General features: G+C 45.3%; 15 protein-coding genes. 9 read left to right on the forward strand and 6 right to left on the reverse strand.

From position 1 onward, the window contains the following. The first annotated feature begins 660 nt into the window (after positions 1-660). The 3 genes from ACJB0T_RS00960 to ACJB0T_RS00970 all read left to right on the forward strand — a co-directional run bounded on the left by ACJB0T_RS00960 (position 661) and on the right by ACJB0T_RS00970 (position 4,296). Positions 661-1,716 carry an extracellular solute-binding protein gene (locus tag ACJB0T_RS00960; protein ID WP_479289894.1) on the forward strand — a complete coding sequence of 352 codons (1,056 nt, stop codon included), beginning with the start codon at positions 661-663 and terminating at the stop codon, positions 1,714-1,716. Next, positions 1,713-3,401: a diguanylate cyclase domain-containing protein gene (locus ACJB0T_RS00965; protein ID WP_495292906.1), complete on the forward strand. Its 1,689-nt coding sequence runs from the start codon at positions 1,713-1,715 to the stop codon at positions 3,399-3,401. Before ACJB0T_RS00960 ends, ACJB0T_RS00965 begins: the two co-directional genes overlap by 4 nt. 64 nt (positions 3,402-3,465) lie before the next feature. Next, entirely contained in the window at positions 3,466-4,296 is an 831-nt protein-coding gene (locus ACJB0T_RS00970) for a DUF2797 domain-containing protein (RefSeq protein ID WP_479289891.1), read from the forward strand. A gap of 53 nt (positions 4,297-4,349) precedes the next feature. Here the strand turns inward: ACJB0T_RS00970 and ACJB0T_RS00975 are convergent, their stop codons facing one another. Next, positions 4,350-5,573, reverse strand: a complete 1,224-nt coding sequence (locus ACJB0T_RS00975; protein ID WP_479289889.1) for a cysteine desulfurase-like protein — start codon at positions 5,571-5,573, stop codon at positions 4,350-4,352. Next, a complete protein-coding gene (locus ACJB0T_RS00980) occupies positions 5,557-6,213 on the reverse strand; it encodes a 2OG-Fe dioxygenase family protein (protein ID WP_479292232.1) in 657 nt (218 codons plus the stop codon). The genes ACJB0T_RS00975 and ACJB0T_RS00980 overlap by 17 nt, the downstream gene beginning before the upstream one ends. 522 nt (positions 6,214-6,735) lie before the next feature. On the opposite strand from ACJB0T_RS00980, the gene trxB reads away from it, so the two are divergent. From trxB to cydC, 3 genes are all read left to right on the forward strand, one after another. After that, on the forward strand, positions 6,736-7,692 hold the full coding sequence (gene trxB / locus ACJB0T_RS00985; RefSeq protein ID WP_479289887.1) for a thioredoxin-disulfide reductase: 957 nt from the start codon (positions 6,736-6,738) through the stop codon (positions 7,690-7,692). Positions 7,693-7,814: 122 nt separating this feature from the next. Next, complete coding sequence (cydD, locus tag ACJB0T_RS00990) at positions 7,815-9,602, forward strand: heme ABC transporter permease/ATP-binding protein CydD (protein WP_479289885.1); 1,788 nt, start codon at positions 7,815-7,817, stop codon at positions 9,600-9,602. After that, entirely contained in the window at positions 9,595-11,316 is a 1,722-nt protein-coding gene (gene cydC / locus ACJB0T_RS00995; protein ID WP_479289883.1) for a heme ABC transporter ATP-binding protein/permease CydC, read from the forward strand. Before cydD ends, cydC begins: the two co-directional genes overlap by 8 nt. 84 nt (positions 11,317-11,400) lie before the next feature. On the opposite strand, the gene ACJB0T_RS01000 is transcribed toward cydC, so the two are convergent. The 3 genes from ACJB0T_RS01000 to ACJB0T_RS01010 form a co-directional block, all read right to left on the reverse strand. After that, entirely contained in the window at positions 11,401-12,696 is a 1,296-nt protein-coding gene (locus ACJB0T_RS01000) for a hemolysin family protein (protein ID WP_479289882.1), read from the reverse strand. Between the two features lie 170 nt (positions 12,697-12,866). Next, the gene (gene serC / locus ACJB0T_RS01005; protein WP_479289880.1) at positions 12,867-13,961 is read right to left on the reverse strand and encodes a 3-phosphoserine/phosphohydroxythreonine transaminase; all 1,095 of its coding nucleotides are present in this window, start codon (positions 13,959-13,961) and stop codon (positions 12,867-12,869) included. 129 nt (positions 13,962-14,090) lie between these two features. Then, positions 14,091-15,371, reverse strand: a complete 1,281-nt coding sequence (locus ACJB0T_RS01010; RefSeq protein WP_479289877.1) for a DUF945 family protein — start codon at positions 15,369-15,371, stop codon at positions 14,091-14,093. 122 nt (positions 15,372-15,493) lie between these two features. Between ACJB0T_RS01010 and ACJB0T_RS01015 the strand changes: the two genes are divergently transcribed. From ACJB0T_RS01015 to ACJB0T_RS01025, 3 genes are all read left to right on the forward strand, one after another. Then, on the forward strand, positions 15,494-17,488 hold the full coding sequence (locus ACJB0T_RS01015; RefSeq protein ID WP_479289875.1) for an ATP-binding protein: 1,995 nt from the start codon (positions 15,494-15,496) through the stop codon (positions 17,486-17,488). Beyond that, entirely contained in the window at positions 17,481-17,978 is a 498-nt protein-coding gene (locus ACJB0T_RS01020) for a response regulator (RefSeq protein ID WP_479289873.1), read from the forward strand. Before ACJB0T_RS01015 ends, ACJB0T_RS01020 begins: the two co-directional genes overlap by 8 nt. 289 nt (positions 17,979-18,267) lie before the next feature. Continuing rightward, positions 18,268-18,813, forward strand: coding sequence for a hypothetical protein (locus ACJB0T_RS01025; RefSeq protein WP_479289872.1), 546 nt, complete (start codon positions 18,268-18,270; stop codon positions 18,811-18,813). A 71-nt stretch (positions 18,814-18,884) separates the two neighbouring features. Here the strand turns inward: ACJB0T_RS01025 and ACJB0T_RS01030 are convergent, their stop codons facing one another. After that, on the reverse strand, positions 18,885-20,528 hold the full coding sequence (locus ACJB0T_RS01030) for a methyl-accepting chemotaxis protein (RefSeq protein ID WP_479289870.1): 1,644 nt from the start codon (positions 20,526-20,528) through the stop codon (positions 18,885-18,887). Positions 20,529-20,675 lie beyond the last annotated feature (147 nt).

Consider the following 20,675-nt stretch of genomic DNA (forward strand, 5'->3'; position numbering starts at 1 on the left):
TCATGTCACTATTAGCCTCAGGAACTCTATCTAAAGTGCGCGAACATGCGAATCAACTTAGTCAGAGTAAAGAGCCCTCTCGATACCCGATCTGCGTTCTTAAACCAATCTGACGTAAAGATTTAAAGGTAGAACCATGCTGCCTTAAGTGGTGCTGTAACGCAGTATGACTTGGCTTCTAATCCAATCTAACATTGCTTGCATTGAGAACAGAGGAGCAAATAGAAAAATTCCACTTACAACGAGTGACATTATGATAATAAGCATACGACTCGTTTATCTAAATCTAAGCATCCTAATGTTTTTATTTTATGCATAGCAATCATAGAGACCCCTAGCCGGTAAAAATACAGACCACACACATACAAAAAGAAGATTTACAAAACACCTGTCAATATTAGACACTAATACTTACGAAGTATTTTATATATGTACCACCCAGCCACATACATCATACCGGTTCCAACTTTCGAGACAGGTTGCACACTCATTGCATAATTTAAGAGATCCATGCCACACAAATGACGTGATTTGTGATGTAAATCCCATTAATGACAAGTATATTAACAAACCATAGTTTATTTTTTCTTTAGTACTTTCGGCTAAAGTTACATTGGTCTAAAAACTATATGGAATCTGTTGTTTTGCTGTAGGTACTCAATGAAAACCTTATTAGTTGCACTATTATTGTGCATATCAATAACCATTTCACCAAATGTGTATTCAAAAAACACATTGAAAGTTTTATCGTGGTACGGATATACAGACCAGGATGTGGTAACTGCGTTTAAAACAAAACATCGTGTTAATGTGGAAATTACATACATAAATAATGACCGAGAATTACGCAGTCATATCGAAGATTCAAATAAACAATATGATGTAGTAGCCCTAAACTCAGCAGAATTAAGACGCTACATAAAACTGTTGAAAGTAGACCCCATAAATACCAGTAAGATAAGCAACCTAAAGTGGCTCAGTGACCAGTTCACGCCTCTCTCAAGTAACCCAGAAACTTCATACAGTAGCGATGTTTACGGCATTCCGTATACTTTCTCATCTATGGGCTTAATTTATAGTAAGGATCGTATTGACCAGCCACCAAGAACCTGGCGCGCTCTATGGTCTCTGATATATCAGAATAAAGTCCTGGGATATGATGGTGGTACGCATAATGTCAGTCTCGCTGCTATCGCCCTTGGGTTGCCAGATCCTTTTCAGATCCCAAGTCAACATGACAAACAAATTGCAGAACAATTGATAAAGCTGCGAGAAAATGCACTGACTTTCTACGACTCAGTCGATGAAGCAACTGAGCTTTTCAACAAGTTCGAGCTATCACTTATGTTTGCCAATTATGGCCACCAGCAACTCAATGCGTTACGTAAAAGTGGGGCGAATGTCGGCTACATTATTCCCGATGAGGGGGCTCTTGCATGGGTAGATTGTTGGGCAATTCTCGCCGGCTCTACTCACAATGACCTCGCTCACCTTTGGATAGACTTTCTCTTGGAGCCCTGGGTTCAACGTAGCTTGGTTGACCGGCACGGTCTGCAAAGCTCTTTGGGGCAATTCTCTCAACAAACAGGGCAGGAGAAGCTCATATGGCTGTCACCTGTAGAATCAGGAAGTAAGCGCGAAGCTATGTGGAATGCAGTCTATAGCGGAAAGTCCCTTTCTGCAGTGCTAAAACATATAGAGAGGTTCACTCCATGAGACTCTCCACGAAAATAAGTCTCGCTTTAACCGGTTCTCTGTTGGTATTTTTCTTTGCCATAGCCTGGCTTAGCTATCAAGGCTCACAAACATTACTCATCAAAAATATTGAAGAGAGGATGGCACAAAGTACCAACATTGCGTATCGCTCTTTGCAAGAAAAACTGAAAGACATAGAGCGCGCCAACGAAACGCTCGTTTCTCTCGTTCGAGAACAAGTAAGAACCAATTCTGGTACTGCACAACTCGCCACGACGGTGCACCCTTTTCTCAATAACAACCCAAGTTATTCCAGCATTTCGATCGTTAGCCGCAAGCCTATCGCACAAGAATTGGTCCGCGTTGAACGAGACAACATGGGAAACGTTGTGCGGGTAAACAGCAGTCAACTTAACTCTCTATCGCACATACCGGTGTTTATCGAGGCCACTGCAGCAGCTAAAGGGTCGGTCTATGTGTCGTCAGTTACCACTCACTACGATCGAATTTCCTACCCAGATCCTAAACCATTCATTTTCATTGTTTATCCGTTGATGAAAAACAACGACCAAGGCCTGTCACTTCTCATTGCCATCGATATAGAAAGGCTACTTAAAGGTGCCACACAACTACTTTCCAACCCTACCATGCTGACCATTGCCAATACCGATGGTAGCTACTTGTTGCACCCTAACAGTGAAAAGCAATTTGCTTTTGTAAAAGGAAAAATTGAAAAGCTGCAAATCGATCACCCCGAAGCCAAACCGACTATCGAACAGAATCAAGCCACCTTTTTTGAAATAGATAGTGACGCAGATAGCGAGCGACTTCAGTACGCATACTTCTTGCCTGCAATATTTAAGATTCACAACACGTCAACTGAATACATTCTCGGACTACAACAAATAGACACTATTGGTGGAATGTGGATGGACAAAACGGCAAAAGCACTGGGACTCTCCTCCTTATCCTTGATCGCTATTGTCAGTGTTCTCTCCTTCTCTCTGTTTCGATTTATCACGATTCCGTTAACTAACATTGCTCAGTTTGCAAAGCGTATTACCCTCGAAAAAAGCACACCATATAAATACGATGCTCAAGATGAGATTGGGGATTTAACACGCGCCCTCAATTACCTACAAAGTAACTTGAACGCCCACTATGTGAAGTTGAAGAATTCCGAACAGAAGTTTCAAGAAATGGCTCGTCTTGATGAACTAACCAACCTTCCCAACAGGAAAGATTTTTATGAAAAACTTGAAAGTGAAGTCAAGCACCATCGAGTAAATCAGCTTCACTTCGCTGTGCTGTTTATCGACATCAACAACTTCAAACAAGTAAATGACAGCGAAGGGCATGATGTGGGTGACAAGTTCCTCAAAGGGGTTGCCGAGCTACTTTCAAAAAGCCTGCGTTCAAGTGATCTTGTTTGTCGCTATGGTGGGGATGAATTCATCGTCGTGCTATCCAACCTTAAACAGCTAGATGTGATTCACTCTATTTGCAGTAAGCTCCATCAATCCACACATAGTCTAGTACGTTCGAAAAAGCTCTCTGAGTATGACCTGTCTTTAAGTATTGGGGTCGCTGTCTACCCCGAGTCCACCACCAACGCGAAGGAGCTTATCAAGGTTGCAGACCAAGCGATGTACCGTGCAAAGGATAAAGGACACGCAACCACTTATTGGCATACGCCATTTTGTTAATGTTTACAAAGACCCAAAGACTCTCTTTTGTTAAACTGACCAAAACAATGAAAAGAGTAATGTCATGTCACTATTAGCCTCGGGAACGCTGTCAAAAATGCGTGCTTCCCTCGACTCAACTGTTCAGTACCGCCTTCCGGTTGGCGATGAAGAGATCGCACTGACTCCTTTGATGGGAAAATCCATTACCCTAACCCATACGGGCAACATCTTGTGTTCATCTTGCGGTAAGAAGACCAAAAAGAGTTATTCACAAGGCCACTGCTTTGTCTGTATGAAAAAGCTTGCCAGCTGCGACATGTGTATCATGAAACCAGAAACCTGCCATTACGACGCAGGTACATGTCGTGAGCCTGAATGGGGTGAAGCGAACTGTATGGTTGACCACTTTGTTTACCTATCTAACACGTCTAGCCTAAAAGTGGGTATAACGCGTCATACTCAAATTCCAACGCGCTGGATTGACCAAGGTGCGACACAAGGTTTGCCTATTCTTAAAGTGAAAACGCGCCACATCTCAGGTTTGATTGAAGTGGAATTGGCTAAGCACATCGCAGATAAAACCAACTGGCGTACGCTACTGAAGCAAGATGGTGAACCTATTGAGCTGGTTGAACGTGCTCAGCAACTACTGCCATTGGTCGCGGATAAGATTGACGAAATTCGCGCTCAATATGGTGATGACGCGATTGAAGTGCTTGAGGAAGCTATCACGCCACTGAGCTATCCAGTTGAGCAGCATCCAACGAAAATAACGTCACATAACTTTGATAAAGAACCCGTTGTCAGCGGCGTTCTTAAGGGTATTAAAGGTCAGTATCTCATTCTAGATACTGGTGTGATTAACATTCGCAAATTCACTTCTTATGAGGTGGAAGTGAGTGCGGACGCCTAACAGTCATACTCAAATCACACAGCCCGCATAATGCGGGCTGTTTTCTAGGACGTTTAAAGGCTTTCGAGTGCATCAAAGAAGTGATCGACTTCTTCTAAGGTGTTGTAGTGCATAAAGCCAACTCTCAACACGCCCCCCTTCTCCTCTAGATCGAGTTGCCTAACAAGACCTAGGGCATAAAAGTGACCATTCCAAACACAGATGTTCTGCTCACCGAGTGCCCTCGCGAGCTGCTCTGGCGTGTGTTTATCTGAACGCAGGGCAAACGTTGGGGTTCTCACTGCATGGCTGCTATCTTGACTACCGTAGAGTGTTAAGCCCTCTGCTTGAGACAAACGCTGTAAAAAGTAGCGACTCAATAGCTCTTCATGTTTGCCCATTGCTTCAAACGCATCCGCTAGCTGCCCACGAAATGATGTGCCCTCTCCCCAAGATGCCAAGTACTTAACCGCAGCGATAAAGCCTGCTAACGCCTCAAAACTCTGTGTACCCGTTTCAAACCTTCCGGGGCCAATGTCTGTTGCTGGTTCAACTTTATAAGGTCTTAGTGTCTGCAACCAATCAGAGCTGATGTATGCCACGCCCAAATGTGGACCAAAGAACTTGTAAGCTGAGCAAACCAAAAAGTCACACCCTAACGCTTGTACATCAATAAGGTTGTGAGGCGCGTAATGCACGGCATCAATATAAACCGCCGCATCGTATTGCTTCGCCAACTCAACAATGCGTTTGATATCGGTAATCGTACCTGTAGTGTTTGAAGCGTACGTTACTGCTACCAACTTGGTTTTATTTGATAACAAGGATTCAAAGTGCTCCAAATCGACCGAGCAATCCTGGGGATTGACCTTCACTTGCTTAACAACGGCACCTCGATCCTCAGCAGCTTGTTCCCAGCTAGACACATTAGAATAATGATCCAGCGCAGTCACAATCACTTCATCGCCCTGCTGCCAATCTCTGGTAATCGCTCGGCTCAACTGAAAGGTCAGCGATGTCATATTGGCGCCAAATACAATGTTGTCGGCACTCGACGCATTCACGAAATCACGGCCACAAGCTCTTGCTAGCCCGACTAGATCAACTGTGTGCTTGCTTGAAAAATAATGCCCGCCAAGATTAGAGTTGTAAGCACCAAGATACTCATTCATCGCACTCAACACACTCTGAGGGACTTGTGACCCGCCTGGGCCATCCAAAAAGACCACTGGTTTATCATTGTGTGTTTGATGTAGAGCCGTGAATTGACGGCGCGCTTCATCAGGAGTGAAGTGCATGTTTTACTCCCTTTGCTGTCAATACAAACACATCCATGTAACCTTCGCTTTGCTCGTCGACACAGCGAATAGGTTTGGCGTTATGCCACAAACGAGCATCGTCTAGAATTGCCACTTCACCATCAACGAGTACTTTCTTGAAAAACGGCGCTTCATCATGATTGTTATAGAGCATGATTTCACCACCACTAATGTTCTGACGACCTACCCCGACAAGAGCAATATGATCAAATCCATCTTGGTGCACACCTTCCGGTGCGACCTCAGTTTCGTCATAGACAGCAGCGATACGGATTTGGTGAATCTCAATCTCTTGTCCATTAGGCAAACCATTCGTCGCAACAAACAGTGACACCAACTCGCCCATCGCATCGCTTTGTAACGTCGATTCAAGAACTGGTTCAAACTGCCTCACTACATCACCTTGAAAGTGGTTGTAGTGCTCTGACTGTACAAAGCGACTCGTTCCCGTATCGACAATCTTGCCATCAAGGTGCTGTATGACCGAATAGCGGCGCAAACGGTATTGACCATCCGCATGCTGAGTATTAGGTAGAGTTGAAAATGTTGGCGCAAGCTGCTCAATAGCACGGCCACTGAGACTAGTAAGATGTAAGGTACTTTCACTGGTGTGTAGCATCATTAACTCCTTTCCATGTTATGCTGCGACATCTTTTGTTTACATTTTATTTACAAGCCATTAAATACCAATCATTCTGCCAAATCAACTTTTTACAGCACTTAAATCCAATTTATAGAACAAAAAGAAACTATAATCCGATATATATAACAAAATTAGTACATAAAACCAATTGCAGATATTGGGCACTCAAAAATACAGAACACTTCACTAGGTCAAAATTTCGATGTAAAACAGAACTCAAGAGTTATGTATCTTTCAATGATCTTTTGCATCAAGTTTCAGTACAAAGCACTATCAAATTTTAGTATTACAGGAAGTTAGACCACAGCGAAGTTAGGGCTACTTCCAAAACGAGAGACTATTCGTGCCACTTAATCGCATATATCGAACTGAGTGAACAAAATAACAACAGACAGCAGAAATCTAGTGTTGATTCCTGCCCCCTAACCCCAATATATTAGGTAGCAAAGCTACATCGATTACTGATGTTGATAAGAATTGAGAAAGTGAGATAAAACTATGGCTGACACAAAACACTGTAAATTGCTGATCCTAGGTTCAGGCCCTGCTGGTTATACCGCTGCAGTTTATGCGGCTCGCGCTAATCTCGAACCTGTATTAGTTACCGGCATGCAGCAAGGTGGACAGCTCACAACAACGACAGAAGTCGAAAACTGGCCAGGTGATGCGGTAGGTTTGACCGGCCCTCTGCTCATGGAGCGCATGCAAGCTCATGCTGAGAAGTTCGACACTGAAATTATCTTCGATCACATCAATAAAGTGGACTTTAGCGAACGTCCTTTCAAGCTATTCGGTGACAGCCAAAGCTACACAGCAGATGCGGTTATTATCTCAACGGGTGCATCTGCGAAATATTTGGGTCTGGACTCTGAAGAAGCATTCAAAGGCCGCGGCGTATCGGCTTGTGCAACTTGTGATGGTTTCTTCTACCGCAATCAAAAAGTTGCCGTTGTTGGTGGTGGTAACACCGCTGTTGAAGAAGCTTTATATCTTTCCAATATTGCATCAGAAGTGCACTTAGTACATCGCCGTGATAGCTTCCGCGCAGAAAAGATCTTAGTGAAGCGCTTAATGGACAAAGTCGAAAATGGCAACATCATCCTTCACACAGACCGTACTCTCGAAGAAGTGGTCGGTGATGATATGGGTGTGACAGGCGTTCGTATAAAAGATACCCAATCCGATCTTGTTGAAACTGTCGATGTCATGGGCGCATTTATTGCAATTGGTCACCAACCAAACACAGCTCTTTTTGAAGGCCAGCTAGAGATGAATAACGGTTACATCGTGGTGCAATCTGGCCTCAATGGCAACGCAACGCAAACCAGCATTCCTGGCATTTATGCAGCAGGTGATGTCATGGATCATAACTACCGCCAAGCTATTACTTCAGCAGGCACTGGCTGTATGGCTGCACTCGATGCGGAGCGATTCCTAGACGCGGAAGAGTCGTAAACGACTAAATACATATATCAGCAGCACAATATTGAAATTTGAAAACCCATAGGTACCCCCTCTGGGTTTCTTTTTGTATAATCGCTGGTTCTACTAATAATAATACTCATTAAGCCTTCTACATGGATAAGAAAAAACAACGGAGCTTGAATAAGTGGCTCAAACAGCAAAGTAAGCTTGCCAAGCGCTGGCTTATGATTGCAATAGGGCTCGGCGTTCTTTCAAGTCTGTTCCTTCTGGCGCAGGCTGCACTCATCGCCACTATTCTTCATCAACTTATTATCGATCACGTCGATAAGCACGAACTGATCCCACATTTTGCCGGCCTAATGGTCGCCGTTGCTGGCCGCGCGGCTTGTGCGTGGGGCAGAGAAATAGCTGGATTCAAATGTGGTGAGCAAGTCCGAATTTATATTCGCCAGCTCATACTCGATAAACTAAAAGAGCTTGGCCCTAGCTACATCAAAGGTAAACCCGCAGGAACCTGGGCAACACTGGTTCTTGAGCAAGCAGAAGAAATGCAAGATTTCTTCTCTAAGTACCTTCCACAGATGTCTCTCGCGGTGGCCGTGCCCTTTATCATCTTGATCGTTGTTTTCCCAATCAACTGGGCGGCGGGACTTATTTTCTTGGTAACAGCGCCTTTAGTACCTATGTTTATGGCGCTCGTGGGAATGAAAGCGGCGGATGCAAACCGCAAGAACTTCAAAGCTCTGCAACGCTTATCAGGTCACTTTTATGACCGCTTGCAGTCGATGACGACAATCCGCCTATTCAACCGCACCAAAGCAGAAACCGAAGTACTGCATGGCGCTTCAGAAGTTTTCCGTAAACGTACCATGGATGTACTGCGCCTCGCCTTCCTCTCTTCCGCTGTTCTTGAGTTTTTCACCTCGATCTCTATCGCGATTACCGCCGTGTATTTTGGCTTTAGCTACATTGGTGAACTGAACTTTGGACATTATGGTTTAGGCGTGACGTTGTTCGCGGGTCTGTTTATCTTGATCCTCGCGCCGGAATTCTATCAGCCCCTTCGCGATCTAGGCACCTTCTATCACGCCAAAGCTCAAGCAGTTGGCGCAGCAGAAAGCATTGTCGAGTTTCTAGAGCTCGAAGTACCAGCACTACCAAGTGGCAACACGAAGCTAGATGCAAATCAAGCGGTGACCATTCAAGCCGAAGACCTAGAAGTCTTTAGTCCAGATGGCACTAAACTCGTCGGTCCAATTTCATTTACTCTCGATGCCAATCAGGCAACCGCATTGGTTGGCCCAAGCGGCGCAGGTAAAACGAGCCTTATCAATGCGATCTTAGGCTTTTTGCCTTACCAAGGATCACTAAAGGTCAATAACATTGAACTTAAAGAGGTAGAGCAGTCAACATGGCGCGATGCCGTTAGTTGGGTCGGTCAAAACCCTATGCTTTTGCATGGCTCTATTCTTGATAACGTGACTTTGGGCAACCCAAACGTTAGTGATACTCAAGTGAATGATGCGCTTCTGGCCTCGTTTTCTGCTGAGTTTGTCGAAAAGCATGGTTTAAATTATCAGGTAACGGATCGCTCAGGTGGTCTGTCAGTTGGTCAGGCGCAGCGATTGGCTCTGGCACGTGCTATGGTTCAAAACGGCCGATTCTGGTTACTTGATGAACCAACTGCAAGTCTAGATGCAAAGAGTGAACGATTAGTGACTCAAGGGCTACATACTTCCACGGCCGGCAAAACAACGCTAATGGTTACCCACCAGCTTTCTCAACTTAAAGATGTCGATTCCATCTTAGTGATGAATCAAGGACAAATTGAGCAGCAAGGCAACTATGATGTGCTAGCCAAACAGCCGGGGCTGTTCCAAAGCATGTTGTCAGCACACCACTCAGCCAAATCCCAAGATAAGGGGAATCTAGATGCGTGACCTACTCCCTTATTTGAAGCTATACAAAAAGCACTGGTTTGGCCTGTCGCTTGGCATGGTGTTGGCGTTTTGTACCTTGTTTGCCTCCATCGGTCTGTTGACGCTCTCTGGTTGGTTTATTTCGGCATCTGCCGTTGCTGGCCTAACCATCGCAAGAGAAACCTTTAACTACATGTTGCCTGGAGCAGGCGTTCGCGGCGCAGCTATGGCGAGAACTGCTGGTCGCTGGGGCGAGAGAGTGGTGAGTCACAACGCTACCTTTAAACTGCTTACCGATCTACGCATCTTTTTCTTTAAGAAACTGGCACCGCTGATCCCTGGCAAAGCGGTCAACATTCGCGATGCGGACATGCTCAACCGTTTGGTTGCCGACGTGGATGCCATGGATCATGTTTATTTGCGACTGGTTAGTCCAATGGTAGTTGGCGCATTTGGCATCTTGTGTTTAACCGCAGTCCTATGCTGGTTTGACGCTGCTCTTGGTTTGACGCTGGGCGCAGTTTTGATACTACTACTGCTGATCTGGCCAACGGTATTCTATCGACTCGGTAAGAAAAACGGTGAAGCGCTAACGCTAAACAAAGCGCAGCTGCGCATCAAAACGCTTGATTGGCTGCAAGGCTACAGTGAACTCACTCTATTTGGCGCAGAATCTCGTTATCGCCACGCTATCCTGAACGCGCAAGATGAGCTGATTAAAAACCAGTTCGTTCACGCAAAAATCTCTGGACTCGCACAGGGCCTACTAATCCTTGCGAACGGCTGGCTACTTATTCTTATGTTGTGGTTTGCCGCAGACGGTGTCGGTGGAAACCAACCAGATCCGCTTATCGCCTTGATAGCGTTTGCAACTATGGCAAGTTTTGAGCTACTGATGCCAATTGCGGGTGCATTCCAATACCTAGGACAAACCTTAACCTCGGCGAAGCGCTTGAACGAGGTCATCCTAGCTAAACCGGATGTGATCTTCCCACAGGAAGACACCGCACACAACGATGCTTACTCAATCAAACTGAACCAAGCAAGCTTTAGCTATCCTGGTGCAAGCCAGATGGCACTGCGAGAAATTGACCTTGACGTCCCTGCGGGTCAGAAGCTCGCTGTCGTTGGACAAACGGGATCAGGCAAATCAACACTATTGCAGCTCATCACACGTTACTGGGATGTCCAAAACGGGTCGATTGAACTCGCGGGAGAGAACATTCAATCTTGGAGTGAAGCACAGCTTCGTCAATCAACCAGCGTTGTCAGTCAGAAAGTGGACATTCTTAATGGTACGCTACGTGACAACCTCTCAATGGCAAAACCAGATGCCACTGACGAAGAGTTAACCGCCGTGCTCGTCAATGTCGATCTCGGACACCTAACCGAAGAAACAGGCTTAGACGCTTGGCTGGGTGAAGGCGGTCGTCAGCTATCGGGCGGTGAAAAACGACGTGTTGGTATTGCACGAGCCCTACTGCATGATGCCCCTATCCTATTGCTGGATGAGCCAACGGAAGGTTTGGATAAAAAGACCGAGCAACAGATCATGGCGCTGTTTGAGACTCAGTTTATCGGCAAAACCGTGGTATTTATCACTCACCGATTAGTGAGCCTAGAATCATTCGACCAAGTCTGTTTACTTGAAGATGGTGAAGTCCTTGAGCTTGGCCATCATAATGAGCTGCTCAGTCGTAAAGGTCGATATTTCGAGCTAAATCAGACGTTATAACCTTTTAAGCCCGCTATCTAGCACAATTAAAAAAGCCCTGCACAACTCACTGTCCAGGGCTTTGTTTTATCTATCCGTTAGAGCCTAATGCTCCTCTTCTTGTTCAAGCACAACTTCATGCACCTTAACTTGAGTGATTCGGTTGTTTTTAACCGACATCACTTCAAACACGAATCGCTGATAGTAAATTGCTTCACCTTCCTCTGGAAGACGGCCTGAAAGCCAAGTGAGGAAACCATTAAGCGTCTGGAAGCCTTCGCTGCCCTCACCTTCGAGTTCGCTAATGTTCAGCTTACTTTTGAACACAGCAATTGGGATAAGGCCATCGAGTTGCCAACTGCCATCTTTGCATTTTCGCGCCCAAATATGCTGGGTCGTCGTGGCTAATTCACCGGCAATCGAGGTGAGCAAATCGTGGTGCGTAACAAGCCCTTGAATGTCTCCATATTCGTCCACTAGAAACGTCATCTCGCTGCTCATCTGCTGCATATAACTTAGCAGAGACAGCCCTTTCATCGATTCCGGTACAAACCTTGGCTTTCGAAGCAATTTGACCAAGCGTCCAACCGACAGCTCACTATATTCATCGAGCAAGACTTTGGAAGAGATGGTACCAATCAGGTTGTCTAACCCACCGCGACAGACAGGCCACACGGAGTGCTTCGTTTGGCGAAGATCTTTGAGGATGTCAGCAAGAGGCTGCTCAATATCGAGGTAATGGATATCGCATCGTGGTGTCATCAGTGAGGTTGCAAATCGGTCATTCAATTGCAGCAAATTGGCTATCATCTCTTGCTCTTGATATTCAATCACTCCACTCTCAGAGCCTTCTTTGACCAAAGCCACAATGTCCTCTTCCGTGACGGCGTCACCATTATTATCTTTCTGACCCAAGACTTTTAACATCAAATTGGTCGACAGCGTTAACAACAACACAAATGGTTTGGTTGCGATAGACAACCAAAGGATTGGATACGCAACAACGAGTGCAATGCGCTCTGCATTATTTTGTGCTATTCGTTTTGGCACCAACTCACCAACGACAATCGCAAAATAGGTGATAACTAAGACTACACCCGTTGTCGCTAGCAAACTCGCTAGTTCCTGCTCCATACCGGCACCGACCAGCCAGTGCATGATGGGAGCAGAAAGCACTGCCTCCCCCCAAATACCACTAAGAATACCAATCGCTGTAATACCAATTTGAATCGTGGAGAGAAAAATGGTCGGATCATCTTTCAGCTTGAGCGCCACCTGCGCAGCACCATTGTGTTCGGCGAGCATTCGTAACCGGCTGCCTTTTGCCGCCACCAGCGCGATTTCCGACATCGCAAACAAGCCGTTAAGCGCGATTAAGCCAAAAAGAATCAATATATCCATAAAGTGTTATCACTGTGAATGTGTACTAAGAGTATGAATAGTCGCATGTCCCGCTACCAAGCGGTTATCGGATATTTTATGGTATTGATAGAAAATGATTGTTGAATAAGATCGAAAAAGCCGCGTTTGAACGCGGCTTTTGATGCAAAAATGAAGGTAATGTGTAGTACTTAAGCGTATTGCTGTTCGAACTCTTTCATAAAGTCTACGAGTGCTTGCACACCCTCTAGCGGCATCGCATTGTAAATAGATGCACGCATACCACCGACGGCACGGTGCCCTTTCAAGGCACGCAGACCACGTTCATCAGCCAATTCTAGGAACTTTTCATCTAGCTCAGGTTTCGCCAATTGGAATGGCACGTTCATCAGTGAACGGTTGGCGCTGTGTACTTGGTTGTTATAAAACGGCGACGCATCAATGTAATCGTAAAGAATGGCCGCTTTTTCACGGTTAATGCGCTCGATAGCTTGAACACCACCCAACTCTTTTAACCACTTGAAAACCAAACCTGACAAGTACCATGCAAACGTTGGCGGCGTGTTGTACATCGACTCTTTTTCAGCCAAAACTTTGTAGTTTAGGAAAGTCGGTAGGACGTCGCTTGCAAGATCAAGCAAGTCATCGCGCACGATAGCGATACAAATACCAGCAGGACCAATGTTCTTTTGCGCACCCGCATAGATGACGCCGTATTTGCTGACATCAATTTCACGCGACAAGATGGTCGAAGACATATCTGCAACAATAGGTAAATCAGTTTGCGGCAGTTCATTAATTTCGATGCCATCGATGGTTTCGTTTGGGCAGAAATGAACGTACGCCGAGTCTGGGTCAATCACCCACTCGCTCACTGGTTGTACTGCAATTTTACCGTCGATTTCTGTTTTCGCCCGATGAACGATAGGTGTACAGTATTTTTGCGCTTCTTCTACCGCACTTTGTGCCCAATAGCCAGCATCGATGTACGTCGCTTTTTGCTTACCGCCAAGCAGGTTAAGTGGCACAGCGGAGAACTGAGCGCGAGCCCCTCCCTGACAGAACAGCACTTTGTAATTTGAAGGGATATTAAGCAGATCTCGTAAATCTTGTTCCGCCTCTTCTGCAACCTGAATAAACGGCTTACTTCGATGGCTGATCTCCATAACCGACGTACCTAAATCGTTCCAATCAAGCAGCTCCGATTGCGCTTTTTTTAATACATCTCGCGGCAACCCAGCTGGTCCTGCACTGAAATTAAATACGTTCTCTGACATCGGCTCCATGACCCCATTACTCCTACAAAATACTTAATCGAGCCACAAGTAATATCACGTTTTCAAAGAGATAAAAAGCAAGAAAAGAGGCACATGGCCTCTTTTCTTTTGACGGGTGAAAAATTACGCTAGTCGCGTTTATTGCCCCATCGGCTGTCCCATGAGCAGTGGCAGGAACAATGCAATCAGCGGAATACGTTGACCATTTGCAAACACTAACTGACCCTCTTCAATATTGGCCTCTAGCTCATAGCCTGCTTCTTTTTGCTGAACCATATCCATGACCACCAGCTCATCAACACCCTGTGCCAACATTGGATGAGCATTAATCATACCTTGTGACATATAGGCATTCATGTTGCCTTTAATAGCGGGCATCACCACACTTGGATCACGAGACACGTTTTCCGTACCTTCTGGCACTTCGAGCAACCATTTGGATTTGAATTCTTCTTGTGCAATATTAAAGTGCATATCGTTCATCGACACTTGAAAGCCGCGAGCGAACAGTGTCTCGATCAACGGTGCGAGAACGTTAATATCCGCTTGCGCCATTGACGGGTTTGATTGATACACATCCACCAAACCTTCAAACGATGCTCTGTCTAGTGAGTTAAGCGCGAAATCAATATTCAGATCGCTCAGCTCACCACCTTCAGGATAGGTCAGCTGTGCCAAGTCAAAAATATGCTGGGTATCAATACGATCGGTTTCGGTGTTGAGAGACGATTTGAAGGTGTAACCCATCGCATCAATATCGAACAAGCTCTCATGATTCTGATCTAGGATGGTAAAGTGCTTCATTGATGCACTCTGTTCACCAAGCCAAAAACCATTTTCTTTAATACCCACGCCGTTACCTACAACATCGGTAATACGCAGCTGTTCGCCATTTTCAAAATCAAGCTGGATCGAAGGTATATTGGCTTCGAAGGTCATATTGCCAAGTACGGTCGCAGTGCCTGTAATCACAGAAGGCGAAATAGACATACTTACTGTTTGCTGATCATTACCTTGGTAGCTCCAACTGTCCAATGCCATCTCAAATTCTGTATTACCATTTAACTGAGTAACGGTATTCATTTGTAGAGGAAAGTCTGGAAAGTTAGCCAGCACCGACTTTGCAGAAAGACTCAACAAACCATGGCTAATGTCACTTTTGACTACAAGTTCCGTCGGTAACCCATCCACTTCCAACTGCTCTCTTAGCATTGGGTCTTGTACCTGATAGCGTGTTTCAACAACCGATGACAAATAACTGCGATCGTAGGAGACGATTTCTGCGCTCACCCCTTCATTGTTTAGCTGGGCGATGCCATCTTCAACAACTTTTTGTCCTATGTGTCCAACCGCTAGAGGCCAGCACAATACCACCGCTACCGCACCACCTATAGCGCCATACTTCTTTAATTGATTCATAGAGATATCTTAAACAGTTTGTGAAGTGTATTTCATTCAGTCTAACTCAACTCGCTTGGATCTCCAATCTCATACCTACTTCTCATAACCCTCTGCTTTTTATTGATATATTTGAATCAATCATGACAGATGAGATAAGCCGAGCAATGACGCAAAATAACCGATATGCGGTGCTGTGTTTAGATAGCGATTTCGCCAACCTCGACAAATTGGATACTGAGTTGTCTCTGTATCAATCGCATTTTAACATTCACCTAGCGACCTCACTTTCTGAAGGACACGAACTCGTGCAGCAAATAGGCCGACAAGGACAACACCTTGCCATGGTCATAGCCCGCCATAGTCGTCTTTTTGATGGTGGGGAGTTCCTGATTCAACTTGAGCAGTCCGCTCACGCCCAGTCGGCGAGAAAAGTATTGATCAGCAAGACCGATGCTCATGATATCCAAGCGATATTAAACGCGGTGAACGAAGGCCGTCTCGACCATTGCTTGACCTACCCTATTGAACAATCTAGTTTGCACAAAACCGTCGTCAAAGAACTCACCCAATATGTGGTTCATCATGAGCAAGATCATCTGCTTGATTTTGGGAAAGTCCTAGATCAACAAAAAATCCTGCGAGCCCATATCGAAAACAAGATGCACTCTTATCGTGCCAGCTTTATTCATGACTTCCATGAACTGTCTGATAATGAGCTTGCGGTGCAGGTCATCGAAGCACTGCTCGCCTTTTTTGCAGAAAAAGACGAAACACGAGCGGTCAGACAGTACTCAGCAGAACACCTTCTAACAGCGGAAGGACAGTCCAACCAATTCTTGTGGTTCATTGTCGAAGGTCACGTAGCACTGTATAAAAAAGACGATATCGGCCAGCAGCGAGAAGTTGTAAGGCATAGCAGGGGCGGTATTGTTGGCGGTATGTCTTTTGTCACCGGCGAACACTCTTTCTCCACAGCTATGACGCTAACCCCAACCAAAGTTATAAAACTCGAACGAACGGTATTCACTCAGGTAATGCACTCCAATACCGATCTACTGCCATTATTTACCAACTTGCTATTGCGCCACTTTAACCGCCGCTTGCAAAGAAGCATCAACACCAAACTGGAGCTTCAAAAAACCCTAGAATCGCTTGAGTCAGCCCATCAACAGCTCATTGAGCAAGAGAAAATGGCCATGTTGGGCCAACTCGTCGCAGGCGTTGCACACGAACTCAACAACCCGGTGTCTGCGATTTTGCGCGGGGCAGAAACTTTATCGACCAAAGTCGATGAGATACTTAACACCAAACATGAAGGCAACACATTTGATATTGGTCTTGAGGTTCTTAACCAATCTAGGCAATCTTCGCCGCTGTCGACCTCTGAGCTTAGACAACGCTCAAAACAACTCAATGAACGAGTTGGAGATAGACGCATAGCCAAACGCCTTGTTGGACTCTACCTCCACGAGAACGATTCGCTCCTCAAACAAGCCGTTAGCGATCCAGACAAACTGACCGAAACGCTCAGCAAACTAGAACGTTTTCAAGCAACAGGCACCACACTTCGTTCTGTGCAGGTGTGCGCCCAGCGTATTGCCGATATGGTCAAAAGTTTGAAGGGTTATTCAAGACAAGACACTGAATCTTACGAGCGTGTCGATTTGCATGAAGGCATTGAAGATACCTTAGTTATCTTTGAAAATCGCCTCAAACGCCACAGCGTAATAAAAGAGTACGGTTCGCTGCCTGCCATATATTGTAAACCTATTACTCTTCAGCAAGTTTGGACAAACCTTATTTCCAATGCACTCGATGCCCTACCCGAAAAAGGTCAACTCACGATCCGTAGCAGCCAAGTCTCCCACAACGATTACCTCTACAACTGTTTTGAGTTCATCGACAACGGCTGTGGAATTCCTCAAGAGCAACTCGAGAGTATTTTTGAACTTAACTACACCACTAAACGCGAGGGCAATTTCGGTCTCGGAATTGGTCTCTCTATCTGTCAACAAATATTAGCTCAACATAAAGGGTGGATAGAAGCCACTTCAGAAGTTGGTAAATACACCAATATGGCCGTGTACATACCCGTCACGCAACAGAAACTAACCAAGGAGCACCACTATGACTGAATATCTAATTTTATGTGTCGATGATGAGCGCGAAGTCCTCGATAGTGTGTTGCAAGATTTGGATAATTTTGAAGAGCACTTTATCGTTGAAGGCGCTGAATCAGTCGACGAAGCGAGGACGGTGATCGCCGAAAATACTGGAGATGGTGCTAAGTTGGCGTTAATTCTCTGCGACCATATCATGCCAGAGCAAACTGGCGTCAGTTTCCTGATCGAGCTGAGCGAAGATGAACACGCTAAGTCATGCAAAAAAGTGCTACTTACCGGACAAGCAGGACATGAAGATACGATTGAAGCGGTCAATCACGCCTGTCTGGACTTTTATATCAGTAAACCCTGGAAAGGCGATGAACTACGAGCAGTGGTAAAGCAGCAGCTCACTGACTATATGATTGCGAACACCCAAAACTTAATGCCGTGGGCACGAGTGCTAGACACAGAACGAATATTCAATGCGATCTCAGACAATCGCATCAACTTCGGCGAGTAAAGGATGTTATCGTCATATTAGTCAAATAAATCACCGCAACTTAGGGAGTTATGTACTGAATAGCTCCCATCATTATTACCAATTCCTTACAGAAAGACCCATTATTGGTTGAAATATGTATGGCATTGTCAATTTTTGAGGTTTTGCACCCGTTAAACGCACTTTTTGTTGGAGCCGAAAGGGGAAATTGATTTATCATAGCAGGATACTTTAAGTTGCCATAAGCATCTTGCGACGTGCACTCTTATGGTCATGGAATTAAGTTCAAACAAAAAGGTTTAGAGACACTATGCGCAAAACTCTTTTAGCTGCTCTGATGGTTATCGCTTCGCAGCAAGCATTAGCAAACCAAGAAGAGCAACGAGCTACGATGAGTAACTTCAGCTACGATTACGCAGAAGCTCGAATTGGTGCAAGCCCAATGACGTTTGGTGCGGCTATTAGTAAGTCGATTCACCCTAATGCTCATATCGTTGGTAGCATCGACTCAAAATTTGAAGGCGACTATGACTTCTCTGGTGGTGTTGGTTTCCATGCTCCAGTTAACAACTGGGCAGACTTCACTGGTGAAATGCTAGCGCACATCCACGACAGTGGCGATCATCACAAAACTGACACCGGTATGGAAGTTAACTTGGGTGTACGCCAATGGCTTGGTCCACAACTGGAAATCGGCGGTAAAGCGGGTTACTTAAACGTTGGTGACAAAGATCGCTGGATGGGTTCTGTATACGGCCGTTTCCACTCTACCGAGCTATTCTCTCTAGGTCTTGAAGGTCGCATCAACCACATTTACGGTGACCAACTAATGTTTACAGCGCGCTTCGCGTTCTAATATTCGTTACTAGCTTACCGTTCAAAAAAGAGGCCGTGTTTAACATCACGGCCTCTTTTCGTATCATTTCATTAAACCCTAAACTGCCCCACTACATCATCCAAACTCTGGCAACGTTGCTCTAGACCAACACAAGCCCCTTCTGCACGCTTGATGATCTCTGCCATTTTATGGCTATCTTCAGCAATTTTCTGAATGCTTGCGTTAAGTTCACCACTTACAGACGTTTGTTGCGATGCTGCCGTTGCGATATGCGTGTTCATCTCATTAATGATACCTACAGAGCTTGATATCTCGCCAAGAGCAGTCGACGCACTTTGTACCAATGAAATTGTCTTCTCACTTGTTGAACGGCTGGATTCCATGGCATGAACCACAACGCTGGTGCCTTCTTGCAGGCGTTCAATCATGGTTTGAATATCACCGGTGCTTTCTTGAGTTTTACTCGCCAAAGAACGCACCTCATCGGCTACTACCGCAAATCCACGTCCCTGCTCACCTGCGCGTGCTGCTTCAATAGCTGCGTTTAGAGCGAGTAAGTTTGTTTGTTCGGCAATACCACGAATAACATCAAGTACAGAGACAATATTGGTTACATCTTGATTTAAGCGTTGAACACTTTCTTCAGCAGCGGAGATTTCAGTCGCTAGTCCTTGAATGGAAGTAACAGTATCACCGATACCTTGATTGGCGACTGCGGCTTCTTCTGCACTTCTGTCAGTAGCTTGTGCAGCCTCTTGAGCATTCTGACTGACATTCTCACTCGTTACCCGCATTTCATTAATGGCTGTCGCCACCATGTCACTTTCTTGCTGCTGCGATTGAGAAGATTCGGTGATTTCAGACGCGAGTGTAATCAACTCTTGAGTTTGCTGTCTCACTTGCGTGGTTGACTCAATCACTTCTGTAACTGTCGTTTGTATTTTACCTACAAACAGGTTAAACGACTGACCTAGTCGACCAATTTCATCACCAGAAGTGACTTCAACTCGACGTGTCAGGTCGCCCTCACCGGAGGCTATATCAGCCATTGATTGCTCTAGACGCTGGATTGGGCTCACAATCAAACGCGTTACCCAAGCTGCCAATGCCAGTGCAATCACAATCGCAGCTAATGTACCAACTTCGATGGCAAATTCGGCTTCTTTGACCGCCTTGTCACTATCGATACGAGCTTGATCTTGAAGTCTCTCCATCTCATCTAGGATGACTTTTAAGTCACTTCGCATAGTAGTAAACAAGTCTACTAATCGACCTTTGTCTTGAGAAAACACGACCATGGACTGTTCTGGGTCAGCAAACATTGCCTCATAACCCGCAACAAACTGCTTAGTGTTACTGAGCAAAGTGTCTAGGTATGGCTGGAAGCGCGAATCAAGAATACCTTGATCGATCAGCTGCTGAACAACTTCCACCCTTGGCACAGCATTGTAAGCATTATCTTCAAACTCGAACTTTTGCTTCTCAAACTCCACTAGTTCACCATTCGCGACCAACATTGCATAGCTTGCACCCACAACTTGATAGTAGTCACGATAGGCATCTTCTAGAGAGTTCATGACCGGGGTGATCTGGTCGTTAAGCTGATCATTTATCGCGGCTTGTTTGTTAAACAGCAACACGTTGTAAATTGCGAGACCACTGAATATCACCGCCATTAATAGCACGGGCAACAACATTTTTAGTCTTAGGCTAGCATTATCAAACCATTGCATACATTACTCCAATTATTAGACTTAACTTTATTTTTCTTTCTCTGTTATCGCCTAAAAACAGCTTCCCTTTAGAACATAGCGCCCTCTATGTTAGATTAGTCGCACTTATTTATGAAAACATAAGGATAATCCGACAAGTAACCCTCT

It is taken from the genome of Vibrio sp. CB1-5 (assembly GCF_059412285.1).

Excerpts from the sequence above, each read along its gene's own strand:
- ACJB0T_RS00960 (WP_479289894.1), top strand. The coding sequence starts at position 661 with ATGAAAACCTTATTAGTTGCACTATTATTGTGCATATCAATAACCATT.
- ACJB0T_RS00965 (WP_495292906.1), top strand. The coding sequence starts at position 1,713 with ATGAGACTCTCCACGAAAATAAGTCTCGCTTTAACCGGTTCTCTGTTG.
- ACJB0T_RS00970 (WP_479289891.1), top strand. The coding sequence starts at position 3,466 with ATGTCACTATTAGCCTCGGGAACGCTGTCAAAAATGCGTGCTTCCCTC.
- ACJB0T_RS00975 (WP_479289889.1), bottom strand. The coding sequence starts at position 5,573 with ATGCACTTCACTCCTGATGAAGCGCGCCGTCAATTCACGGCTCTACAT.
- ACJB0T_RS00980 (WP_479292232.1), bottom strand. The coding sequence starts at position 6,213 with ATGCTACACACCAGTGAAAGTACCTTACATCTTACTAGTCTCAGTGGC.
- trxB (WP_479289887.1), top strand. The coding sequence starts at position 6,736 with ATGGCTGACACAAAACACTGTAAATTGCTGATCCTAGGTTCAGGCCCT.
- cydD (WP_479289885.1), top strand. The coding sequence starts at position 7,815 with ATGGATAAGAAAAAACAACGGAGCTTGAATAAGTGGCTCAAACAGCAA.
- cydC (WP_479289883.1), top strand. The coding sequence starts at position 9,595 with ATGCGTGACCTACTCCCTTATTTGAAGCTATACAAAAAGCACTGGTTT.
- ACJB0T_RS01000 (WP_479289882.1), bottom strand. The coding sequence starts at position 12,696 with ATGGATATATTGATTCTTTTTGGCTTAATCGCGCTTAACGGCTTGTTT.
- serC (WP_479289880.1), bottom strand. The coding sequence starts at position 13,961 with ATGGAGCCGATGTCAGAGAACGTATTTAATTTCAGTGCAGGACCAGCT.
- ACJB0T_RS01010 (WP_479289877.1), bottom strand. The coding sequence starts at position 15,371 with ATGAATCAATTAAAGAAGTATGGCGCTATAGGTGGTGCGGTAGCGGTG.
- ACJB0T_RS01015 (WP_479289875.1), top strand. The coding sequence starts at position 15,494 with ATGACAGATGAGATAAGCCGAGCAATGACGCAAAATAACCGATATGCG.
- ACJB0T_RS01020 (WP_479289873.1), top strand. The coding sequence starts at position 17,481 with ATGACTGAATATCTAATTTTATGTGTCGATGATGAGCGCGAAGTCCTC.
- ACJB0T_RS01025 (WP_479289872.1), top strand. The coding sequence starts at position 18,268 with ATGCGCAAAACTCTTTTAGCTGCTCTGATGGTTATCGCTTCGCAGCAA.
- ACJB0T_RS01030 (WP_479289870.1), bottom strand. The coding sequence starts at position 20,528 with ATGCAATGGTTTGATAATGCTAGCCTAAGACTAAAAATGTTGTTGCCC.